Raw genomic sequence first — 19,062 nt, forward strand, 5'->3', positions numbered from 1 at the left:
CCGCAGCCCGGAGATTGCACGATGCGCCTGCCTGTTGCCCTTGTCCTGTTGTTGATCGCCTCCCCTGCCCTGGCCCAGGACGACGATGAAACGCCGTCGTTCGATCGCCCCGGTATCGGCTTCTCGCCGAGCACCCTGCCGCGCGGCAGCGTCGCACTGGAATGGGGCCTGCCCAGCCTGGAACGCGATCGCGATGACGACGGTACCCGGTCCACCCAGTACAGCAGCGACCTCAACCTGCGCATCGGCCTGGCCGAGCATGTGGAACTGCAGGCCTTCAGCACGCCGTTCAACCACCTGCAGCTGAAGCCGCGCGATGGGTCGGCGAGCAGCAGCAACGGCGGCGGCGACAGCGGCCTTGCCATCAAGATCGCCCTGCCCACCGGCTCGGACAAGCATGCCTGGGCGCTGCTGGCCAGCACCACCTTCGCCACCGGTGCGCGCGATTTCAGCGAAGGCGGCACCCAGTACGCGCTCGGTGCCAGCTACGAATACAGCTTCGACGATCGCTGGAGCGGCGCGCTGTATGCCAACGCCACCCGCGGCGCTGGCGCGGATGCATTCACCTGGTCACCGAGCGTCAGCGTGGCGCTGACCGACACCGTGAGCAGCTACCTGGAAGCCGGCTTCACCCACACCCAGGGCGAAGCGTCCACCGCCATCGCCGGGGCCGGCCTCACCTGGATGGTGGCCCGCACCGTACAGCTGGATGCCTCGTTCGACGTCGGCCTGGACAACAACAACCCGGACCTGCAGGCCGGCCTGGGCGTGTCGTTCTTCTTCCGGTAACACGTAGAGCCCGCGCCAATGCCACCTGCTCGCTCACTCCACAGTGGGGGGTAGAGCCACCCCACGGGTGGCTGCGCGCGATCCGTGCCTACGCACACAGACACGCACCGCGTTTGGCCACCCATGCAACCGAACGCACCCTCGTGAAACCCGGACGTTCCATCGAATGCCGGCGGCGCACCGCCCAAACAAAAACGCCTGCGCATCACTGCGCAGGCGTTGGTATTTGAACCCGATGCTGTCCTGCGGTCAGGTGACCTTCTTGGCGATCGTCATGCCCAGCACGAACAAGACCACGGCGATGATGATGCCTGCCCAGAACAGGAATTTCGCCACGCCGATCGCGGCGCCGCCGATGCCGGCGAAGCCGAGTGCACCGGCAATGAGGCCGATGACGGCGAAGATGATGGCCCACTTGATCATGATGATCCTTACCCGCAAACCGGGATGACTGACAGGCCTCCAACCTAGCGATGCCGCTGTCCGCCCTTCGTGAACGACACGCGCGAACGGCGTGAAGTCTGCGCCGTGCCGATCAGTGCGCCGCGTGCGTGGCGTCCACTGCGTGGGGCTCGCTGCGCGTCATCGGCTGATAGATCAGCCCGGCCGACTCACCCACCTCGCCACTGCACGCAAAACCATGGCGCTGGTAGAACGCCACCGACGACAGCGACGCATTCACCGTGACCACCTCGCTGCACGCCTGTGCAATCACTGCGGCCAGCAATGCCTCACCCACGCCTTGCCGCTGGCATGCCGGATCAACGAACAGCAATGCCACATGGCGGCGCTCTTTCAGTTCGGCCACGCCCTTGATCACGCCGCCAGCGTCGTAGACCACCTGCAGGCTGTCCGGCCCCGAGCGCTGCGCGAAACCGTCTGCTGCCGCGATCGTCCCGAACGTTTCCACGCCGGTCGATGACAGCGACGGCGCCACTGCCGTGAGAAACGCGCGCATGCACACTGCGCTGGCCTCGTCCCGATCGGTCTCCAGCAGTGTCCTGATCATCCTGTCTCCTTCGTGTTTTGTGCGAACGCTTCACTCTACGTGACGCTTGCAGGCAAGTCGCAGCCGATAGCGACAAACCCGGCGGAATCTGCTGAGATTGCCCACCTCGTCGTGCAGTACCGTCATGTCGCTCTCCCCTGCCGCAGCCGCATCCGATCCCCCACGTACCCTGCTGCATGCATGCCTCGATCTCGGGGTGCTGCTGGCCGCCTCCATCACCTTTGCGTGCGTGCTCACCGCCCAGGTCCAGACGGAGCACTTGGGATGGGCCTGGCCGTCGATGCCTTACGACTACACGCGGGGCGACGTGTGGATCCACGCGCTGCTGGCCAGTCTGGTGGTGATCCCGGTGCTGGTGCTCTGCAGGCACGCAGGCGCGCGACCGCCGTCGCGCTGGCAGGACCTGGCCTTCGCCGTGGCCACGCTCGTGGTCATCCGGCTGGGGCCGCCCGATGCACAGGTGTTCGGCACCACCTGGACCGCATGGGAGATCACGGCCGGGTTGTTCCTGCTGCAATGGCCGATCGTGGTGCCGCTGACCGTGGCATCGGTGATGCTCCGCCGCCTGCTGGGCAGGTGGGTGGACCGGCACTGAGCGTTTTTGGACCCGCCGCGGGGCGTTTGGCAGCCTGGCGGCGCCGCGCTCACGGCATTTTCCAGTCCTGCGAATTCATGACAAATATCCGAATAATCAACAGGTTGGAAGTCTATTGAGGATGCGCCGTCAGCTTCCCTCATCTAGCTAAGCGGATTTAATTTGTGATGATTGCCACAAATTCACACCTCCGTCACAATCAGGGCGTCCAACCAGCCTCGTCACGCCCATGCGCGCGCTAATCACCAAGCAACATCCGGCCCTGCTGAAGTTCTACTTCGTGGCCTGTTATGTGGTTCTGATCGAAGAAGTGCTGCGCGCCCTGAGCTGATACGGGCGCGCAACCCTGCCCTGGCCGGTTACGACTGGAACGCGTGTTCCGGCCCCGGGAAGACCCCTGCTTCCACATCGGCGGCGAACTCGCTGGCCGCCTTGTGCAGCAGGCCATGCATGTCGGCGTACTGCTTGACGAAGCGCGGCAGCTGCCCGGTGCGCAGTCCGGCCATGTCCTGCCAGACCAGCACCTGCGCATCGCAGTCGCTGCCCGCGCCAATACCCACCGTGGGCACCGAAACCGCCGCGGTGATCTGCGCGGCCACGTCGGCCGGCACCATCTCGATCAACACCGCGAACGCACCGGCCGCTTCCAGCGCGCGCGCCGCTTCCACCAGCACCGGGCCATTGTCGCCACGGCCCTGGACGCGGAACCCGCCCAGCTGATGCTCCGACTGCGGCGTGAAGCCAATATGCGCCATCACCGGAATGCCCGAGCTGACCAGCTTGCGCACCTGCGGCACCATCTCGATGCCGCCTTCCAGCTTGACCGCGTGCGCGCCGCCTTCCTTCATGAAGCGCACCGCCGTGTGGAAGCACTGTTCCGGTGATGCCTGGTAGGAGCCGAACGGCAGGTCGGCGATCACCAGGGGGCGTCGCGTGCAGCGGCTCACCGCGCGCACCAGCGGCATCAGTTCGTCCACGGTGATCGGCAACAGGCTGTCATTGCCGAGCACGTTGTTGGACGCCGAATCGCCGATCAGCAGCACCGGGATGCCGGCGTCTTCGAAGATCGCCGCGGTGTACATGTCGTAGGCAGTGAGCATGGCCCACTTCTCGCCGCGTGCCTTCATCTCCTGCAGGTGCGGAATGCGCACGCGCTTTGCCTGGGTCAGCGGGCTGGGCGAGTTCGCGTACGGATGAAGCTGTTCGGTCATGGCATGTCCTTGTTTCATGAGGGGGATCAGATCGTAGTGGTTCGGCACAACAACAGCACGGCAATGATCACCATCGCCGCACCGGAAATGCGGCCGACCATGCGCGCCGCACGCGGTCGGGTGCGCAGCAGCGCGCCGGCACCGACGCGCGTCCGTCGTCTGCCTGCTCTATGACGAGCACCTGTCCGCGCTGCCCGGCGTGCAGCGGCTGACCTCGACGCTGGTGATGAAAGAGGTGGTGGTGGACCGACCGCTGCCGCTGTTGGCGCGCTGACGCCGGTACCGGGCCGTACCGCCGGTGTCACGGCGGGCTGGACAGTTCCTGGGCGATGTCCTTGATCAGCCCGGCAATTTCATTGGCCAGGCGCCGGCTGTCGGCAACGGAACCGAAGAAGCGGATGCTGCGGCCGTCCATCTGGACGCGCGCCAGCCCCAGCTCCCCCTTCAAGGCATCGACGCGGCGATGGAAGACCTGCAGCCAGCGGGCCGAGGGTTCCACATCGAGCAAGGCAACGATCGCCTCGTCTTCGGCAGGGTCAACCGTGGCCTGAAGACCGGGTACGTCAAAACCGAGCAGCCGGGGGACGCTCGCGTTATCGGGGGTGGGGTTCATGCGCCATGGTAGCGGCAACACGCCCTGTACCGCGCGGCGAAGGCCGTGCCCGGATGGGTGCCTGGGCCGGACCGACAACGTCATGGGAGGCAGTTCAGTCAGATACCATTCACCGCACCAACAAGTAACATACCGCCCGGTCGGTATCTAACTGGAAGAAACCCATGTCACCCATGGTCACCGCGTATCTGTTCCTGTCGGGCGCGATCGTCGCCGAAGTCACCGGCACAATGCTGCTGCAGAAGACCGCGCAGTTCACCAAACTTGGCCCCACCTTGAGCATGGCGCTGTGCTACGTGGTGTCCTTCTACCTGCTCAGCCATGCGCTGAAGGCGCTGCCGCTGGGCATCGCCTACGCGATCTGGGGCGGCGTGGGCATCGTGCTCACCCTGATCATCAGCGTCACGGTGTTCAAGCAGAGCCTGGATTGGCAGGCCATCACCGGGGTGGCGATGATCGTCGGCGGGGTGGTCATGATCAACGCGTTCTCCAAAGCGGCGGCACACTGATGGACGCCACCCGACGACGCCGGCAGCCGGTGCTGGTGCGCGCGGCCCTGCTTGATGCAGCGGTGCAGGAAGCGATGCTGCACGGCCTGGGCAATGTCACGGTGCTCTCGGTTGCCGACCGCGCCGGGGTCAGCAAGGGCGCGCTGTTCCACCACTTCGCCAACCGCCAGGAGTTGCTGGAAGCGGCGTATGGCGAGTGCCTGGCGCGCTTCGGGGATGCGCTGGATGTGCTTGTCGCCGCCGACCCGGTGCCGCACGGCCGCTTCACCCGCGCCTACGTCCGGGCCACCTTCGAGGCCATGCACGCCGAAGACGCCAACTGGGCACGTTTCTCGTTGAGTGCGCTGGTGGAACCGACGTTTGCCGTGCTGTGGCGCCGCTGGCTGGATGAGCGCCTGGCCCAGGTGTCGGCCGAACGTGGTGCCCCCCGGTTGCGGGTGGCGCGGCTGGCCGCCGACGGGTACTGGCTGCAGGCGCTGGGCGGTGGTCTGGTTGAGAGCGGCATGGCGGAGATCGATGCCCTGCGCGAGTGCGTGGTGAGCTTTACCTATGACGATGCACAGCCGGCTACCGGCTGACCGCTGACGTAGCGCCGGGCGGCATCGTAGCGCCGGGCTCTGCCCGGCCGGTGTTGAATCACGTGCAAGCGCAGCGGGGCAGAGCCCCGCTCTACGTGCCGTCGGCAGCATCGCCGCGCCGGGCGTGGCGCGGGCCGCATCGTAGCGCCGGGCTCTGCCCGACCGGTGTTGAATTACGTGCAAGCGCAGCGGGGCAGAGCCCCGCTCTACGTGCCGTCGGCAGCATCGTCGCGCCGGGCGTGGCGTCGGCAGCATGGTCGCGCCGGGCGTGGCGCGGGCCGCATCGTAGCGCCGGGCTCTGCCCGGCTGGTGTTGAATTACGTGCAAGCGCAGCGGGGCAGAGCCCCGCTCTACGCGGCCTGCGGACACAAAAAAGCCCACGCAGTGCTGCGCAGGCTTTTTCGATTTACCAACAATGGTCGGGACGGCCGGATTTGAACCGACGACCCTCTGCCCCCCAGGCAGATGCGCTACCAGGCTGCGCTACGCCCCGATGATGCTGGTACTGTCCCCGCCTCTCAGCGGGCCGACGAGTATAACGGTTTTATCAGCGGATTTGTTCAGCGACGAAGCAATTGCAGCACTTCTTCCAGCTCCATCCGCGTCTGCTTGATGATCTGGTTGCTCAGCGTCGATTCGTCGCGGGCGCCGGCACCTTCCAGGCGCAGGCGTGCGCCGCCGATGGTGTAGCCCTGCTCGTAGAGCAGGCCGCGGATCTGGCGCACCATCAGCACGTCGTGGCGCTGGTAGTAGCGACGGTTGCCGCGGCGCTTGGCCGGCTCCAGGCTGGGAAACTCGGTTTCCCAGTAGCGCAGCACGTGCGGTTTGACATCGCAAAGCTCGCTGACTTCACCAATGGTGAAGTAGCGCTTTGCCGGTATCGGCGGAAGTTCGCGGTTACTGCCCGGATCCAGCATATGCCTCTACCCTTTCCTTGAGCTTCTGGCCCGGACGGAAGGTGACCACCGTACGGGCGGAAATCGGAATTTCCTCACCGGTTTTCGGGTTGCGACCCGGGCGCTGGTTCTTGCGCCGCAGGTCGAAGTTACCGAAGCCGGACAGCTTCACCTGACGTCCCTGTTCCAATGCCTCACGCAACACATCGAAGAACGCGTCGACAAATTCCTTGGCTTCGCGCTTGTTCAGACCCACTTCGTCGAACAGCTTTTCGGCCATCTCAGCCTTGGTCAATGCCATTCCTGCTACCCCCCATGCTGCCCGCTCAACCGCGGATCCGGGCGTGGTGTTCACGCTCCATGGCAGAGACAGCCTCAGCCACTACCGACTCCACGTCGCGGTCCGTCAGAGTGCGCGACTTGTCCTGCAAAATCAAGCCCATAGCGAGACTCTTGAAGCCCGGCTCGACCCCCTGGCCGACGTAACGGTCGAACAGGGTCACCTGCCGCAGCAGCGGCCCGACGGCCCGGCGCAGGGTGGCTTCCAGGTCGGCCCAGGCGGCGGCTTCGGGCACCAGGAAGGCCAGATCACGTCGCACCGACGGGAAGCGCGACAGCTCGGCGGCACGCGGCAGCTGGCGGGCGGCCAGCGGGGCCAGGTCCAGCTCGAAGGCGAACACGTCCACGTCGATGTCCATGGCCTTGGCCAGGCGCGGGTGGATCTGGCCGATCCAGCCCAGGCTGACGCCATCGCGCAGCACCTCGGCCGAACGCGCCGGGTGGCCGTAGGGGCGCTGCGAGGGCTGGAAGGTCAGCACCGCGCCGGAGGCGGCCGCCAGCGATTCCAGGTCACCCTTGAGGTCGTGGAAATCGACCTTGCGGGTGGCCAGGCCCCACTGCTGCGGGTCGGCGTCGCCACACACGGCGGCGGCCACGCGCTGGGTTTCCAGCGGTGCCGGCGTGCCCTCGCCTGCCTGTGGGTGGAAGCTGCGGCCCAGCTCGAACAGGCGCACCCGGCCCAGCTGGCGCGCGGCGTTGCGGCCCAGCGTGGCCACCAGGCCCGGCAGCAGCGACGGGCGCATCACCGCCAGTTCGGCCGACAGCGGGTTGGCCAGCGCCACTACGTCGTCATGCAGCTGCCACTGGCCCAGCAGGCCGGCATCGACGAAGGCGTAGTTGATGGTTTCCTGCAGGTCGCGCGCCACCAGCTGGCGGCGCACGCTCAGGTCGTCCAGGCGGGTCTCGCTGGGCATGGCGATGCGCGAGGCACCGCCGGGCAGCGTGGTCGGAATCTGCTCGTAGCCGTGGATACGGGCCAGCTCTTCGATCAGGTCTTCTTCGATCGCGATGTCGAAGCGGCGGCTCGGCGCGGTCACCTGCCAGCCGTCGGCGTGGGCGGCCACGTCCATGCCCAGCGCGCGCAGGGTGCGCTCGACGTCGGCATCGGCGATCTGGATGCCGAGCACGCGGGCAATGCGCGCGCGGCGCAGGCCGATGGTGGCGGTCGCCGGCAGGTCGGCCTCCCGGACCGCCTCCGTGACCGGCGCCGGCGTGCCGCCGGCCAGGTCCAGTACCAGACGGGTGGCGTACTCGATCGCGGTGCGCGGCAGGGCCGGGTCCACGCCACGCTCGAAGCGGTGGCCGGCGTCGGTGTGCAGGCCCAGCTTGCGGCCACGGCCCATGATCGCGGCGGGCGCGAAATGCGCGGCCTCCAGGAACACGGCGGTGGTGTCGTCGGTGACGCGGGTGTCGAAGCCGCCCATCAGGCCGGCCAGCGCGATCGGGCGATCGGCGTCGGTGATGACCAAGAAGCTGTCGTCCAGCGCGGCATCGCGGCCATCGAGCAGCTTCAGCGCTTCGCCGGCGCGCGAGCGACGCACGCCGATGCTGCCCTGCAGGGTGCCCAGGTCGAAGGCGTGCATCGGCTGGCCCAGTTCCAGCATCACGTACTGGGTGATGTCCACCAGCAGCGACACCGGCCGCACGCCGCTGCGGCGCAGGCGCTCGGCCATCCACAGCGGGGTGGCGGCACGTGCGTTGATGCCTTCGATGACACGGCCCACGTAGCGCGGCGCTTCGGCACCGGCCGCCAGGTCGATCGTCAATTCACGGGTGCCCACCGCCGCAACCGGGGCTGCGTCGAACGGCACCACTTCGCTGGCGCATGCAGCGGCCACGTCGAAGGCGATGCCGCGGATGCTGAAGCAGTCGGCGCGGTTGGGGGTCAGCTTGATCTCGATGCTGGCGTCGGGCAGCCCCAGGTACTCCACCAGGGTCTGGCCGACCGGCGCGTCATCGGGCAGCTCGAACAGACCGGACGCGTCGCTGTCCAGGCCCAGCTCCTTGGCCGAACACAGCATGCCGTTGGAGTCCACGCCGCGCAGCTTGGCCGGCTTGATCTTCAGCTCGCCGATCTGCGCACCGATCATCGCCAGCGGCGCAACCAGGCCCGGGCGCGCGTTCGGCGCGCCGCACACGATCTGCAGGTGCTCGCCCTGCCCGGCATCGACCTGGCAGATCTGCAGGCGGTCGGCTTCGGGATGGCGCTCGGCCGACACGATGCGCGCCACCACCACGTGGTCCAGGCCCACGCCGAGCGCGGTGACCTCTTCCACTTCCAGGCCGATGGCGGTCAGCACCGCGCCGAGTTCGTCGCGCGAGACCGAGGTGGGAACGTGGCTGCGCAGCCAGTTTTCAGAGAATTTCATGGTGTCACCCTGGTGGGCCCGGCGCATGCGCCTGGGCCGTGATGAATGGTGGTGCGTTGGGCGTTGTTGGATAGCCGGGCAGAGCCCGGCTCTACGCTGTACCGGCGTTACGCGAACTGCTTCAGGAACCGCACGTCGTTTTCAAAGAACGCGCGCAGGTCGTTGACGCCGTAGCGCAGCATCGCAAAGCGCTCCACGCCCATACCGAAGGCAAAGCCGGTGTAGCGTTCCGGATCAATGCCGACGTTGCGCAGCACGTTCGGGTGGACCATGCCGCAGCCGAGCACTTCCAGCCAGCGGGTGCTGCCGTCGGGCTGCTGCCAGGCGATGTCCACTTCCGCGCCGGGTTCGACGAAGGGGAAGTAGCTGGGACGGAAGCGCATCTCGAAATCGCGCTCGAAGAACGCGCGCACGAACTCGGACAAGGTGCCCTTGAGGTCGGCGAAGGTCGAATGCTCGTCCACCAGCAGGCCTTCAACCTGGTGGAACATCGGCGAATGGGTCTGGTCGCTGTCGCTGCGGTAGACCTTGCCGGCCGCGATCATGCGCAGCGGCGGCGCGTGGTCGCCCATGTAGCGCACCTGCACCCCGGAGGTATGCGTGCGCAGCAGGCGGCCGTCGCCGAAATAGAAGGTGTCGTGCATTGCACGCGCCGGGTGGTGCGGCGGGAAGTTCAACGCTTCGAAGTTGTGCCAGTCGTCTTCGATTTCCGGGCCTTCGGATACTTCATACCCGAGCCGGCCGAAGATCTCGGTGATGCGCTCCAGGGTACGGGTGACCGGATGCAGGCCGGCGCGATCGGCGCGACGTCCCGGCAGGGTGATGTCGATGGATTCGGCGGCCAGGCGCGCGTCCAGCGCAGCGTCTTCCAGCACGGCCTTGCGTTCGGCCAGCGCGCTGGTGAGCGCGTCGCGGGAACGATTGATGGCTTCACCGGCGGCCTTGCGCTCGTCGGCCGGCAATGCGCCAAGCTGCTTGAGCTGGGCGGTGATGCTGCCGTTCTTGCCGAGCAGTGCCACGCGCAGGGCTTCCAGCGCATCGGGGCTGCTGGCAGCGGCCACGTCGGCCAGGGCCTGGGTGGTCAGGGATTGGATGTCACTCATGGATAGCCGGAGCCTCGCGTCGGTATGCCATTGCGATACGCGCCGGGCCGACCCCCGTCGCCACCGCTGTCGATCGGGGGCACCGGGAGGGCCACCGCCAACACAAAAAAGAATGGGGAAGGACTTGCGCCCTTCCCCATGCATTTGCCTTACCCACCACCGCTGCGCGACTGCGGCAACGGCGGGGGAATGGACTTATGCCGCCAGCGCGCCCTTGGCCTTTTCGGCCAGTGCAGCAAAACCGGCTGCGTCGTGCACGGCGATGTCAGCCAGAACCTTACGGTCCAGGGTGATGCCGGACTTGAGCAGGCCATTCATGAAACGGCTGTAGCTCAGGCCGTTGATGCGGGCAGCCGCGTTGATGCGGGTGATCCACAGCGAACGGAAATTACGCTTCTTCTGCTTACGACCGATGTAGGCGTACTGCTGTGCCTTGATCACGGCCTGCTTGGCAACGCGGAAGACCTTGCGGCGAGCGTTGTAGTAACCCTTCGCAAGGGTCAGAATTTTCTTGTGGCGGCGACGCGCCTGTACGCCACGCTTTACTCGTGCCATGGGTCAGTCCTCAGAGGTAGGGAAGCATACGGTTCAAACGGCCTGCGTCTTCTGCACGAACATGGTTCGTCTGACGCAGATTGCGCTTCCGCTTGGTCGACTTCTTCGTGAGGATGTGGCTACGGTTGGCATGGCCAGCCTTGAACTTGCCGGAGGCGGTCTTGCGGAAACGCTTGGCCGCCGCCCGGTTGGTTTTGATCTTGGGCATTGCAATGTCCTTGATGATGTTTTGTCACTGACCAGGGCGGTGGCTTGCGCCACACTTTCCGTCCATGCCCTTGCCTGCTTGTAAGCCCGGGATCCCCGATGGGAACCAGGCCGGTCCTGTTGCCGTTGAAACAGCATGCCCGTTGCCGGGCCTGAAACCGTTCAAAACAGCGCCCCGCAAAACGGGGCCGCCCATTATGCCCGTGAACACGGGAGGTTGCAAACTGTTGATTGGGCGAATGTTTACCGCGGGGCGGCCGAACCTGAACGGAACGGCCGCGAGGGCCGGCGTCATGCCAGGCCGCACACGCGGGAAACGGCAGAAGGCGCCGGTGGGCGCCCGCTGTGTGGTGCGCGAAGCAGGGAAGCCGAGCAACGCTCGGTGCAGCCGACCAACGGTCGGCTCTACCCCTCGCCACGTTGGGGTGTGCAGCCGACCAACGGTCGGCTCTACCCCCTCGGTGGGCGGTTACTTCTTCTTCGGCGCGATCATCATCACCATCTGCCGGCCTTCAAGGCGCGGACGGGACTCGATCACGATGTCCTCACCCAGATCACCCTCGATCCGGTTGGCCATTTCGCGACCCAGTTCCTGATGGCTCATTTCACGGCCACGGAAGCGGATGTTGACCTTGATCTTGTCGCCCTCTTCCAGGAAACCGCGCATCTTGCGCAGCTTGATCTGGTAGTCGCCTTCATCGGTGACCGGACGGAACTTCACTTCCTTGATCTCGACCTGCTTGGTCTTCTTCTTGGCCTCGTTGGCCTTCTTCTGCGCTTCGAACTTGAACTTGCCGAAGTCCATGATCTTGCACACCGGCGGATCAGCCTGCGGCTGAATCTCGACCAGGTCCAGACCTTCGTCTTCGGCCATCGACAGCGCTTCGTCACGCGTCAACACGCCAATCATTTCTCCGTCGCTGCCGATCACGCGTACGCGCGGCACCCGGATTTCCTGATTCTTGCGGTTCTGTTTGTTGTCAGGGGTACTGATATTGCAATCTCCCAGAGGAATCAAACCGGCCCCTGGCGGATCATCCGCAGGGCCGGGACTTTCTTACACGGACTGTTCTGCCTGCAACCGCTCGATGAAGGCCTGGACGGACATGCTGCCCAGATCTTCGCCAGAGCGCGTACGCACGGCCACGGCGCCATTTTCCTTCTCACGGTCGCCAACCACCAGCAGGTACGGGACCCGCTGCAGCGTATGCTCGCGAATCTTATAACCGATCTTCTCGTTGCGCAAATCGGCGTTTACCCGGAAGCCTTGATCTGCAAGGGTTTTCCGGACTTCGCTCACGTATTCAGCCTGGGCATCGGTGATATTGGCCACCACCACCTGGGTCGGGGCCAGCCAGGACGGGAAGGACCCGGCGTGGTGCTCGATCAGGATGCCGATGAAACGCTCCATCGAACCGACGATGGCCCGGTGCAGCATGACCGGGTGCTTCTTCTGGCTGTTTTCGTCCACGTACTCGGCGCCAAGGCGGCCGGGCATCATGAAATCGACCTGCATGGTGCCCAGCTGCCAGGTACGGCCGATGGCGTCCTTGAGGTGGTACTCGATCTTCGGGCCGTAGAAGGCGCCCTCGCCCGGCAGCTCCTGCCACTCCACGCCACAGTTGCCCAGCGCCGAGCGCAGTGCGGCTTCGGCCTTGTCCCAGGTGGCATCGTCGCCCAGGCGCTTTTCCGGGCGCAGCGCGATCTTGATCTGGATGTCCTCGAAACCGAAGGTCGTGTACACCGCCAGCGCCTGCTGGTGGAAGGCGGTCACTTCGGCCTCGATCTGCGATTCGGTGCAGAACACATGGCCATCGTCCTGGGTGAAACCGCGCACGCGCAGGATGCCGTGCAGCGCGCCGGACGGCTCGTTGCGGTGGCACGAACCGAACTCACCGTAGCGGATCGGCAGGTCGCGGTAGCTGTGCAGGCCCTGGTTGAACACCTGGATGTGGCCCGGGCAGTTCATCGGCTTGACCGCGTAGGTGCGCTTCTCCGACTCGGTGAAGAACATGTTCTCCTGGTAGTTGTCCCAGTGGCCCGACTTCTGCCACAGCGACACGTCCAGGATCTGCGGGCAACGCACTTCGCCGTAGCCGCTGTCGCGGTACACGCGGCGCATGTGCTGCTCCACCACCTGCCACAGCGCCCAGCCCTTGGGGTGCCAGAACACCAGGCCCGGGGCCTCTTCCTGCAGGTGGAACAGCTCCTGCTGCTTGCCGATGCGGCGGTGGTCGCGCATTTCGGCTTCTTCGATGCGCTTGATGTAGGCCTCAAGCTGCTTCTTGTCGGCCCAGGCGGTGCCGTAGATGCGCTGCAGCTGCTCGTTCTTGGCATCGCCGCGCCAGTAGGCGCCGGAAATGCGGGTCAGCTTGAAGGCCTTCAGGAAGCGCGTGTTGGGCACGTGCGGGCCGCGGCACATGTCCACGTATTCCTGGTGGTAGTACATGCCCATGGCCTGGATCTCCGGGGACATGTCCTCGATCAGGCGCAGCTTGTAGTCCTCGCCACGCGCCTTGAAGATCTCGATGACCTCCGCACGCGGGGTGACCTTCTTGACCACATCGTAGTCCTGGGCAATCAGCTCGCCCATGCGCTTTTCGATGGCGGCCATGTCGTCCGGGGTGAACGGACGCTCGGAGTAGATGTCGTAGTAGAAGCCTTCGGCGATGACCGGGCCGATCACCATCTTGACGTCCGGGTACAGCTGCTTGACCGCATGGCCGACCAGATGCGCGGCGGAGTGGCGGATGATCTCCACGCCCTCCTCGTCCTTGGCGGTGATGATGCGCAGGGTCGCGTCGCGATCGATCACATCGCTGGCATCGACCAGCACACCGTCGACCGAACCGGCGATGGTGGCCTTGGCCAGGCCGGCGCCGATCGACTGGGCGACGTCCATGACACTGACGGGGTTTTCGAACTCACGGCGGCTGCCGTCGGGAAGCGTGATCGCGATCATGACTGGGCTTTTTCTGGTGGGCCCGCAACGCAGGCCGGGGAATCGGAGGTGGAACAGAGGCAACGGCGACACGCCGCTCGGCCATAAAAAAAGCGCCACGAAGGCGCCTGCAAGGGGCCGTCGGGAGCGTTCAGCGGTGGGCGATGGTAGTGCTCATGTCGCACGCTGGACCGGCGCTGGGCGCGGGCCACCTTGTTGCCTGGATGGATACCCTGCCGATCTTAAACCAAAGCGCGGATTTTTGCGCCCGCACGGCCCGGGCATGCGCCTGAACGCGCGGCTGTGGCAGACCAAAAGAGCAATGATTACCATGCGCAGCGGGCCGTGCGACAAGCGGTCCTGCCTTTCCCCCAAGGATCCACCATGGCCTCCGCTGCCCGTCCAACGTGCGTCCCGTGCTGAGCGGCACCACGCTTGCCCTGCTGTACTGCAGCGTCGCTGGCGCAGCGTCTGCGTTCTCGGCGCTGGCCTTCTATGCCGCCTCCCCGCACTGCCGCTGGCCGCGGCTGCGCCGTGCCGGGCGGTTGGGTCGGCAGATCGGGCTGGTGGCCGCCGCCACCTCGCTGTGGCTGTGGATGGGCCAGCTGGGTCTGGCCACCGGCCTGTGCGTGACCCTGGCCGGGTGGATGCTGACCGCCCTGATCCTGCCCTACCTGGCCGCCTGGACGCGTCCCGAGCGTGAGGCGCGGCCCTGATGTGGGCGCGTGCGCTGGCCGGGCTGGTCGCCGGGTTCTTCGTGGCCGCCGCGTGCGCCGGACTGGTGGCGTGGCTGCCGCCGGGCCCGTGGCAGAGCGCCATCGTGCCCAGCCTGATCACCTTCATCCCGTTCTGGATGCTGGCCGCGCTGTGGGCCTTCGCGTTCCGCAGCGGCGTGCGTGCGTGGGCCGGGTTGGGCATCAGTGCAGTAGCCGGCTTTGCGCTGTTGTGGCTGCTGCGCGCCGCCGATCTGGTGCAGTAAAGGAACCTCGATGAAATTCAGTTCGCTCACCCTGCGCACCTTCACCACACTGCATACCTGGGTTGGCCTGGTGGCCGGCTTTGCGCTGTTTGTGGCGTTCTATGCCGGCGCGATCACCGTTTTCCACCATGACCTGCCGCTGTGGCAATCGCCGCAGGCGATGACCCAGCCCGCGCAGACCCTGGACGACGCGCAGCGTCTGCTGGATGGCGTGCTGGCCCGGCACCCGGAAGCCCGCCAGCACCTGGGCATGACCTTCCCCGGCGCCGAGACGCCGCAATCGGTGGCCTATTGGCAGGACGCCAAGGGCACCTGGTTGTTCGCCTGGGCCGATCAATACGATGGCAGCCCTACCCCGCCCCAGGCCGGGCTGGCCGAGCTGGTCAACGAACTGCACTACACCCTGGGCCTTCCGGTGGCCGGCATCTACCTGATGGGCGTGGTCAGCCTGCTGTATGGGCTGGCGCTGCTATCCGGGCTGGTGATCCACCTGCCCAAGCTGGCCGGCGACCTGTTCGCGCTGCGCCCGGGCCGCAACCTCAAGCAGATGTGGCAGGACGCGCACAACGTGATCGGCGTGCTCAGCCTGCCCTTCCACCTGCTGTTTGCGGTGACCGGCGCGCTGCTGTGCCTGGTGTTCCTGCAGATGGCCGCGCTCAACCCGCTGATCTACGACGGCAAGCTGCTGGCCGCGCTGCCAGCGGCGATGGATACCGCGCCGATCCGCGCCGCCAGCGGCGAGCCGGTCCGGGCCGGCAGCCTGGCCATGCTGCATGCCCGTGCGATCGCCGTGGCCAACGACCAGGGCCAGGCGCGTTTCGAACCGGCGTACCTGAAGCTGGCCAACGCCGGCGATGCCAACGCGGTGATCGAGATCACCGGCGACGGCGGGGTGTCACTGGGTCCGTTGGGCGCCGTGGCGCTGGACGCCAATACCGGCGACATTCTGCACACCCAGTTGCCGGGCCGGCGCGACGCCAACCACGCCACGCTGGCAACCGCGTATGCCCTGCATTTCGGCGAGTTCGGCAACGGTCTGGTGCCTTGGCTGTATTTCGCGCTGGGCCTGGGCGGTGCCTTCCTGTTCTATTCGGGCAACCTGCTGTGGATCGAGTCGCGGCGCAAGCGCCGGCAGCAGGCCCAGGGCCGTGCCCAGATCAACATGGCGCGCGCCACGGTCGGGGTGTGCATCGGCCTGTGCGTGGCCATCTCGGCCGCCTTCGTCGGCGTGCAGCTGCTGGAACACCTGGCCCCCGCACATGCCGACGCCGGCATGCGCTGGATCTGTTTCCTGGCCTGGGGCGGCTGCGCCCTGTGGGCGGCGCTGCGCGCGCCGTGGCAGGCCGCACGCGAGCTGCTGTGGGCCGCGGCAATCGTCACCGCGCTGATCCCGCTGGTGCATGGGGCGATGAGCGGGCTGTGGCTGTGGACCAGCGCGCAGCGCGGCTACTGGCCGCTCTTCTGGGTGGATGGGGTGGCGCTGGCCATGGCCATCGGGTTCGCCGCGATGGCGCGCGCCAGCATCCGACGCGCGATCCACGGCGAGCCGAACAGCGTGTGGGCGCGACCGCAGCGTCTGGCCACGCCCGCGCCGTGACTGCCGACGCGGCGCTCCGCGCGCCGTGCCCTCGCCCACCGGCGCCCTTGTGCGGGCGGGCTTTCAGAAACCTTCAGGCGTTCTTCCAGCACTTCAGTCGCGTCCATGGCGTAGTCGAGCTCCCCTTCGAGGAGCCTGACCATGCACACCCGTTCACCCCGTTTCACCGCCCTGATCCTGTTCTGGCTCGCCTGCCTGCCACTGGCGGCCCGGGCGGCGCCACCGACACCGGATCCGGCCAAGCTGGCCGCCCTGGAAGCGGCCATCGCCGCCGAAGACATCAAGCAGGTCACCAGCGTGCTGCTGATGGTGGACGGGCAGATTGTCTACGAGCACTACTTCAACGGGGCCAGCGCCGACACGCTGCATGATGTGCGCTCGGCCAGCAAAAGCGTCACCGCGATGCTGGTCGGCGCGGCCATCGGCGATGGCCACCTGCCGGGAGTGAAGGCGCGGGTCTACGACTACTTCCCCGAATTCACCGCCACCCATCCGGTCGATCCGCGCCTGCGTGCGACCACGATCGAAGACCTGCTGACCATGAGCAGCCTGTGGGAGTGCGACGACGAGAACGCGTTCTCGGCCGGCAACGAAGAACGCATGTACGTCACCGAGCGCTGGCTGGACTTCGCCCTGACGTTGCCGGTGAAGGGCTTCGCCCCGTGGATGACGCGCCCGCAGGACAGCCCGCATGGGCGTTCCCACGCCTACTGCACGGCCAATTCGTTCGTGCTGGGCGCCGTGCTGGAACGCGCCACGAAGATGCCGCTGGCCGACTATGCCGCCCAGGCGCTGGAGCGTCCGCTGGGGATCACCGCCAGCCGGTGGAACCGTTCGCCGGAAGGCATCGGCATGGGCGGCGGCGGCACCCGCTACCGCAGCCGGGACCTGGCGCGCCTGGGCGCGCTGGTGCTGGCCGGTGGGCGCTGGCAGGGCAAGGCGCTGATCCCGGCTGACTACGTGGCGGCGATGGTCAGCGCACAGGCCAGCACCGGCGATGGCAGCGACTACGGGTACCAGTGGTGGGGCCTGAAACTGCCCGTGCAGGGGCGCGAAACGACGTTGTGGGCGATGTCCGGCAACGGCGGCAACTACGTGTTCGTGATCCCGGACAGGAAGCTGGTGGCGGTGATCACCAGCAATGCCTACAACCGCAGCTACGCCCACCCGCAGTCGCGCCGCATCCTCACCGGGTTCCTGCTGCCCGCGCTGGACTGAGCCCATCCAGCTCGCCTGGCCGCCACGCGGCGGCCAGGACCTGCGCGCGCTGCGCAGCGACATCCGCGTCGATCCGGGCCAACAGCCGCGACCACCCGGGCGCCGCGCGCAGCGGGGCGAACAGCGGCGTTGCACGCAGCCAGGCGGCATCGCGGAAGCCAGCGTCCACCGCACGTTGCAGGTCAGCCACGGCGGCCGCCGTATCGCCCTGGGCCTGATGCAGCAGGGCGCGCTCAATGGCCATGTCCGACCAGCCATCCCCGGTCTCGCCCGCCTGCGCCTGCAGCTGCGCGGCGATCCACGCCGACGTGGGCGGCGCGGTGCCGTGCAGGCCGACCAGGGTCTGCCCCATCGACTGCTGCGGACGCAGCGCCCGGCCGCGCTCGAAGGCCTGCGCCGCGCCGGTGGCGTCGCCCTGCAGGAGCAGCATCTCGCCCTGCAGGCGGAACAACTGTGGATGCGGCGTACCGCGCGCAAGCGCCTCCTGCAGCGCCGTCCGTGCCCGGCCCGCATCACCCCTGAGCAGCAGGCTGCGCGGCCAGGCGATGTTGGCGAACACGTTGTCGGGGAACAGCTGGAAGTTGCGTTCGTGGCGACGTGCCGCGGCGTCGGTGAAGCCGAGCAGTTCCAGCTCGCGCGCCACCTGCACCTCGCGGAAACGGACCCGTTCGGGCGCGCGCAGCGACAGGTTGGCCTGCAGTGCCTGCGCAAGGTGGCCCTGTTCCTGCTGCAGGTACGCCAGCGAGGCGCGCGTGCGCTCATCGTCCGGGTCGCGCTGCAACGCCCGCTGGTAATCGGCGATTGCGCGCGGCATCGACCCCAGGCAGTCATGCGCGTACCCGCGTGCAGCGAACGCGGCGGCATCGTCCGATGCGGCGCGCAGCACCCGGTCCGCTTCGAGCACGGCCTGCTGCGCACGCTCGGCGGGACCATTGAACAGGCAGGTATCGGCTGCCAGCGCACGTGCCAGCCCGCGTCGTGCGGCAGGCAGGTCCGGATCGACCTGCAGCGCCTGCCGATACAGCGCGATGGCGCGCGCGTTGTTGCTGGCCTGGCCGATGCCGGCGTAGTGGTCGGCACGCTGCAGCAGCGGGTCGGCCGGGGAGCGCGGCGCGGCGGCGGGCCAGGCCACGACGGCCACGGCCGCGGCGACCACCACCGCACTGGCGGCAACGGCGGATGCGCGCCATCCCCAGCGCCGCGTCAGGGGCGGTGCCTGGTCTGCGGGTGCGGCCTGCGCGACTGGCTGCACTGGCGCGCAGAGCTGGTAGCCACGGCCGCGGACCGAGCGCACATAGCGCGGGCTGCGGCTGTCATCGCCCAAGGCCTGCCGCAGCAGCTTCACCCGCTGGCTGATCGCATCTTCGCCGACCACGGCCGGGGCCCACACCTGCACGGCGAGGGTATCGAAGCTCACCACGTTGGTACCGTGCGCCAGCAGGCAATCGAGCAGCCGCCAACTCAGTCCGCTGACCGGCAGAACGGCATCGCCGCGCCGCACCTGTTGCATGGCGCGGTCGATGTCCAGGTCCAGCAGGCGCACGGTCTCCATGC

The 19,062-nt window shown here is 67.1% G+C and carries 21 protein-coding genes and 1 tRNA gene; 8 read left to right on the forward strand and 14 right to left on the reverse strand.

The window, feature by feature from the left end; all coding sequences use genetic code 11:
• Positions 1–21: 21 nt before the first annotated feature.
• On the forward strand, positions 22–789 hold the full coding sequence (locus AC6CHL_RS08615; RefSeq protein ID WP_498294170.1) for a transporter: 768 nt from the start codon (positions 22–24) through the stop codon (positions 787–789).
• Positions 790–1,038: 249 nt separating this feature from the next.
• Here AC6CHL_RS08615 and AC6CHL_RS08620 read toward each other — a convergent pair whose 3' ends face one another.
• Together AC6CHL_RS08620 and AC6CHL_RS08625 are read right to left on the reverse strand one after the other, a co-directional pair.
• A complete protein-coding gene (locus AC6CHL_RS08620; RefSeq protein WP_038687308.1) occupies positions 1,039–1,212 on the reverse strand; it encodes a DUF1328 domain-containing protein in 174 nt (57 codons plus the stop codon).
• Between the two features lie 112 nt (positions 1,213–1,324).
• Positions 1,325–1,798 (reverse strand): GNAT family N-acetyltransferase, encoded by a 474-nt coding sequence (locus AC6CHL_RS08625; RefSeq protein ID WP_498294171.1) that lies wholly within the window; start codon positions 1,796–1,798, stop codon positions 1,325–1,327.
• 124 nt (positions 1,799–1,922) lie between these two features.
• Between AC6CHL_RS08625 and AC6CHL_RS08630 the strand changes: the two genes are divergently transcribed.
• Positions 1,923–2,393, forward strand: a complete 471-nt coding sequence (locus AC6CHL_RS08630) for a hypothetical protein (protein WP_498294172.1) — start codon at positions 1,923–1,925, stop codon at positions 2,391–2,393.
• A gap of 359 nt (positions 2,394–2,752) precedes the next feature.
• Here the strand turns inward: AC6CHL_RS08630 and panB are convergent, their stop codons facing one another.
• Together panB and AC6CHL_RS08640 are read right to left on the reverse strand one after the other, a co-directional pair.
• Positions 2,753–3,604, reverse strand: a complete 852-nt coding sequence (gene panB, locus AC6CHL_RS08635) for a 3-methyl-2-oxobutanoate hydroxymethyltransferase (protein ID WP_038687304.1) — start codon at positions 3,602–3,604, stop codon at positions 2,753–2,755.
• 301 nt (positions 3,605–3,905) lie between these two features.
• Positions 3,906–4,217, reverse strand: a complete 312-nt coding sequence (locus AC6CHL_RS08640; RefSeq protein ID WP_447594874.1) for a hypothetical protein — start codon at positions 4,215–4,217, stop codon at positions 3,906–3,908.
• A gap of 164 nt (positions 4,218–4,381) precedes the next feature.
• On the opposite strand from AC6CHL_RS08640, the gene AC6CHL_RS08645 reads away from it, so the two are divergent.
• Positions 4,382–4,726: a DMT family transporter gene (locus tag AC6CHL_RS08645; RefSeq protein WP_498294173.1), complete on the forward strand. Its 345-nt coding sequence runs from the start codon at positions 4,382–4,384 to the stop codon at positions 4,724–4,726.
• Positions 4,726–5,304, forward strand: a complete 579-nt coding sequence (locus tag AC6CHL_RS08650) for a TetR/AcrR family transcriptional regulator (protein WP_498294174.1) — start codon at positions 4,726–4,728, stop codon at positions 5,302–5,304. Before AC6CHL_RS08645 ends, AC6CHL_RS08650 begins: the two co-directional genes overlap by 1 nt.
• Positions 5,305–5,720: 416 nt before the next feature.
• On the opposite strand, the gene AC6CHL_RS08655 is transcribed toward AC6CHL_RS08650, so the two are convergent.
• The 9 genes from AC6CHL_RS08655 to thrS form a co-directional block, all read right to left on the reverse strand.
• Positions 5,721–5,797: transfer RNA gene (locus AC6CHL_RS08655), tRNA-Pro, on the reverse strand.
• A 67-nt stretch (positions 5,798–5,864) separates the two neighbouring features.
• A complete protein-coding gene (locus AC6CHL_RS08660; RefSeq protein WP_038687283.1) occupies positions 5,865–6,221 on the reverse strand; it encodes a MerR family transcriptional regulator in 357 nt (118 codons plus the stop codon).
• On the reverse strand, positions 6,202–6,501 hold the full coding sequence (locus tag AC6CHL_RS08665) for an integration host factor subunit alpha (protein ID WP_005410432.1): 300 nt from the start codon (positions 6,499–6,501) through the stop codon (positions 6,202–6,204). The genes AC6CHL_RS08660 and AC6CHL_RS08665 overlap by 20 nt, the downstream gene beginning before the upstream one ends.
• Before the next feature lie 25 nt (positions 6,502–6,526).
• Positions 6,527–8,908 carry a phenylalanine--tRNA ligase subunit beta gene (pheT, locus tag AC6CHL_RS08670; protein WP_498294175.1) on the reverse strand — a complete coding sequence of 794 codons (2,382 nt, stop codon included), beginning with the start codon at positions 8,906–8,908 and terminating at the stop codon, positions 6,527–6,529.
• 107 nt (positions 8,909–9,015) lie between these two features.
• Entirely contained in the window at positions 9,016–10,011 is a 996-nt protein-coding gene (pheS, locus tag AC6CHL_RS08675; RefSeq protein ID WP_038687280.1) for a phenylalanine--tRNA ligase subunit alpha, read from the reverse strand.
• Between the two features lie 195 nt (positions 10,012–10,206).
• Positions 10,207–10,566 (reverse strand): 50S ribosomal protein L20, encoded by a 360-nt coding sequence (gene rplT, locus AC6CHL_RS08680; protein ID WP_017355264.1) that lies wholly within the window; start codon positions 10,564–10,566, stop codon positions 10,207–10,209.
• Positions 10,567–10,576: 10 nt separating this feature from the next.
• The gene (gene rpmI, locus AC6CHL_RS08685) at positions 10,577–10,774 is read right to left on the reverse strand and encodes a 50S ribosomal protein L35 (protein WP_017355265.1); all 198 of its coding nucleotides are present in this window, start codon (positions 10,772–10,774) and stop codon (positions 10,577–10,579) included.
• 468 nt (positions 10,775–11,242) lie between these two features.
• Positions 11,243–11,782, reverse strand: coding sequence for a translation initiation factor IF-3 (infC, locus tag AC6CHL_RS08690; RefSeq protein WP_172407481.1), 540 nt, complete (start codon positions 11,780–11,782; stop codon positions 11,243–11,245).
• Positions 11,783–11,830: 48 nt separating this feature from the next.
• Entirely contained in the window at positions 11,831–13,735 is a 1,905-nt protein-coding gene (thrS, locus tag AC6CHL_RS08695) for a threonine--tRNA ligase (RefSeq protein ID WP_038687276.1), read from the reverse strand.
• A 386-nt stretch (positions 13,736–14,121) separates the two neighbouring features.
• Between thrS and AC6CHL_RS08700 the strand changes: the two genes are divergently transcribed.
• The 4 genes from AC6CHL_RS08700 to AC6CHL_RS08715 all read left to right on the forward strand — a co-directional run bounded on the left by AC6CHL_RS08700 (position 14,122) and on the right by AC6CHL_RS08715 (position 17,508).
• Positions 14,122–14,430: a hypothetical protein gene (locus AC6CHL_RS08700; protein WP_463601374.1), complete on the forward strand. Its 309-nt coding sequence runs from the start codon at positions 14,122–14,124 to the stop codon at positions 14,428–14,430.
• Positions 14,430–14,693, forward strand: coding sequence for a hypothetical protein (locus tag AC6CHL_RS08705; RefSeq protein ID WP_137191699.1), 264 nt, complete (start codon positions 14,430–14,432; stop codon positions 14,691–14,693). The genes AC6CHL_RS08700 and AC6CHL_RS08705 overlap by 1 nt, the downstream gene beginning before the upstream one ends.
• Positions 14,694–14,703: 10 nt before the next feature.
• Positions 14,704–16,290, forward strand: coding sequence for a PepSY-associated TM helix domain-containing protein (locus AC6CHL_RS08710; protein WP_498294176.1), 1,587 nt, complete (start codon positions 14,704–14,706; stop codon positions 16,288–16,290).
• Between the two features lie 141 nt (positions 16,291–16,431).
• Positions 16,432–17,508, forward strand: a complete 1,077-nt coding sequence (locus AC6CHL_RS08715) for a serine hydrolase domain-containing protein (RefSeq protein ID WP_463601376.1) — start codon at positions 16,432–16,434, stop codon at positions 17,506–17,508.
• Here the strand turns inward: AC6CHL_RS08715 and AC6CHL_RS08720 are convergent.
• Complete coding sequence (locus tag AC6CHL_RS08720) at positions 17,477–19,060, reverse strand: tetratricopeptide repeat protein (RefSeq protein WP_498294177.1); 1,584 nt, start codon at positions 19,058–19,060, stop codon at positions 17,477–17,479. The genes AC6CHL_RS08715 and AC6CHL_RS08720 overlap by 32 nt on opposite strands.
• Between the last annotated feature and the right edge of the window lie 2 nt (positions 19,061–19,062).

The sequence above is a fragment of the Stenotrophomonas sp. GQ19 genome (assembly GCF_059758695.1).

Bases quoted from the DNA above. Each gene is read 5' to 3' on its own strand.
- rpmI (WP_017355265.1), bottom strand. From the start codon at position 10,774: ATGCCCAAGATCAAAACCAACCGGGCGGCGGCCAAGCGTTTCCGCAAG.
- pheS (WP_038687280.1), bottom strand. From the start codon at position 10,011: ATGAGTGACATCCAATCCCTGACCACCCAGGCCCTGGCCGACGTGGCC.
- thrS (WP_038687276.1), bottom strand. From the start codon at position 13,735: ATGATCGCGATCACGCTTCCCGACGGCAGCCGCCGTGAGTTCGAAAAC.
- AC6CHL_RS08640 (WP_447594874.1), bottom strand. From the start codon at position 4,217: ATGAACCCCACCCCCGATAACGCGAGCGTCCCCCGGCTGCTCGGTTTT.
- AC6CHL_RS08620 (WP_038687308.1), bottom strand. From the start codon at position 1,212: ATGATCAAGTGGGCCATCATCTTCGCCGTCATCGGCCTCATTGCCGGT.
- AC6CHL_RS08660 (WP_038687283.1), bottom strand. From the start codon at position 6,221: ATGCTGGATCCGGGCAGTAACCGCGAACTTCCGCCGATACCGGCAAAG.
- AC6CHL_RS08630 (WP_498294172.1), top strand. From the start codon at position 1,923: ATGTCGCTCTCCCCTGCCGCAGCCGCATCCGATCCCCCACGTACCCTG.
- rplT (WP_017355264.1), bottom strand. From the start codon at position 10,566: ATGGCACGAGTAAAGCGTGGCGTACAGGCGCGTCGCCGCCACAAGAAA.
- AC6CHL_RS08650 (WP_498294174.1), top strand. From the start codon at position 4,726: ATGGACGCCACCCGACGACGCCGGCAGCCGGTGCTGGTGCGCGCGGCC.
- panB (WP_038687304.1), bottom strand. From the start codon at position 3,604: ATGACCGAACAGCTTCATCCGTACGCGAACTCGCCCAGCCCGCTGACC.
- AC6CHL_RS08665 (WP_005410432.1), bottom strand. From the start codon at position 6,501: ATGGCATTGACCAAGGCTGAGATGGCCGAAAAGCTGTTCGACGAAGTG.
- AC6CHL_RS08720 (WP_498294177.1), bottom strand. From the start codon at position 19,060: ATGGAGACCGTGCGCCTGCTGGACCTGGACATCGACCGCGCCATGCAA.
- pheT (WP_498294175.1), bottom strand. From the start codon at position 8,908: ATGAAATTCTCTGAAAACTGGCTGCGCAGCCACGTTCCCACCTCGGTC.
- AC6CHL_RS08710 (WP_498294176.1), top strand. From the start codon at position 14,704: ATGAAATTCAGTTCGCTCACCCTGCGCACCTTCACCACACTGCATACC.
- AC6CHL_RS08645 (WP_498294173.1), top strand. From the start codon at position 4,382: ATGTCACCCATGGTCACCGCGTATCTGTTCCTGTCGGGCGCGATCGTC.
- AC6CHL_RS08615 (WP_498294170.1), top strand. From the start codon at position 22: ATGCGCCTGCCTGTTGCCCTTGTCCTGTTGTTGATCGCCTCCCCTGCC.
- AC6CHL_RS08705 (WP_137191699.1), top strand. From the start codon at position 14,430: ATGTGGGCGCGTGCGCTGGCCGGGCTGGTCGCCGGGTTCTTCGTGGCC.
- AC6CHL_RS08715 (WP_463601376.1), top strand. From the start codon at position 16,432: ATGCACACCCGTTCACCCCGTTTCACCGCCCTGATCCTGTTCTGGCTC.
- AC6CHL_RS08625 (WP_498294171.1), bottom strand. From the start codon at position 1,798: ATGATCAGGACACTGCTGGAGACCGATCGGGACGAGGCCAGCGCAGTG.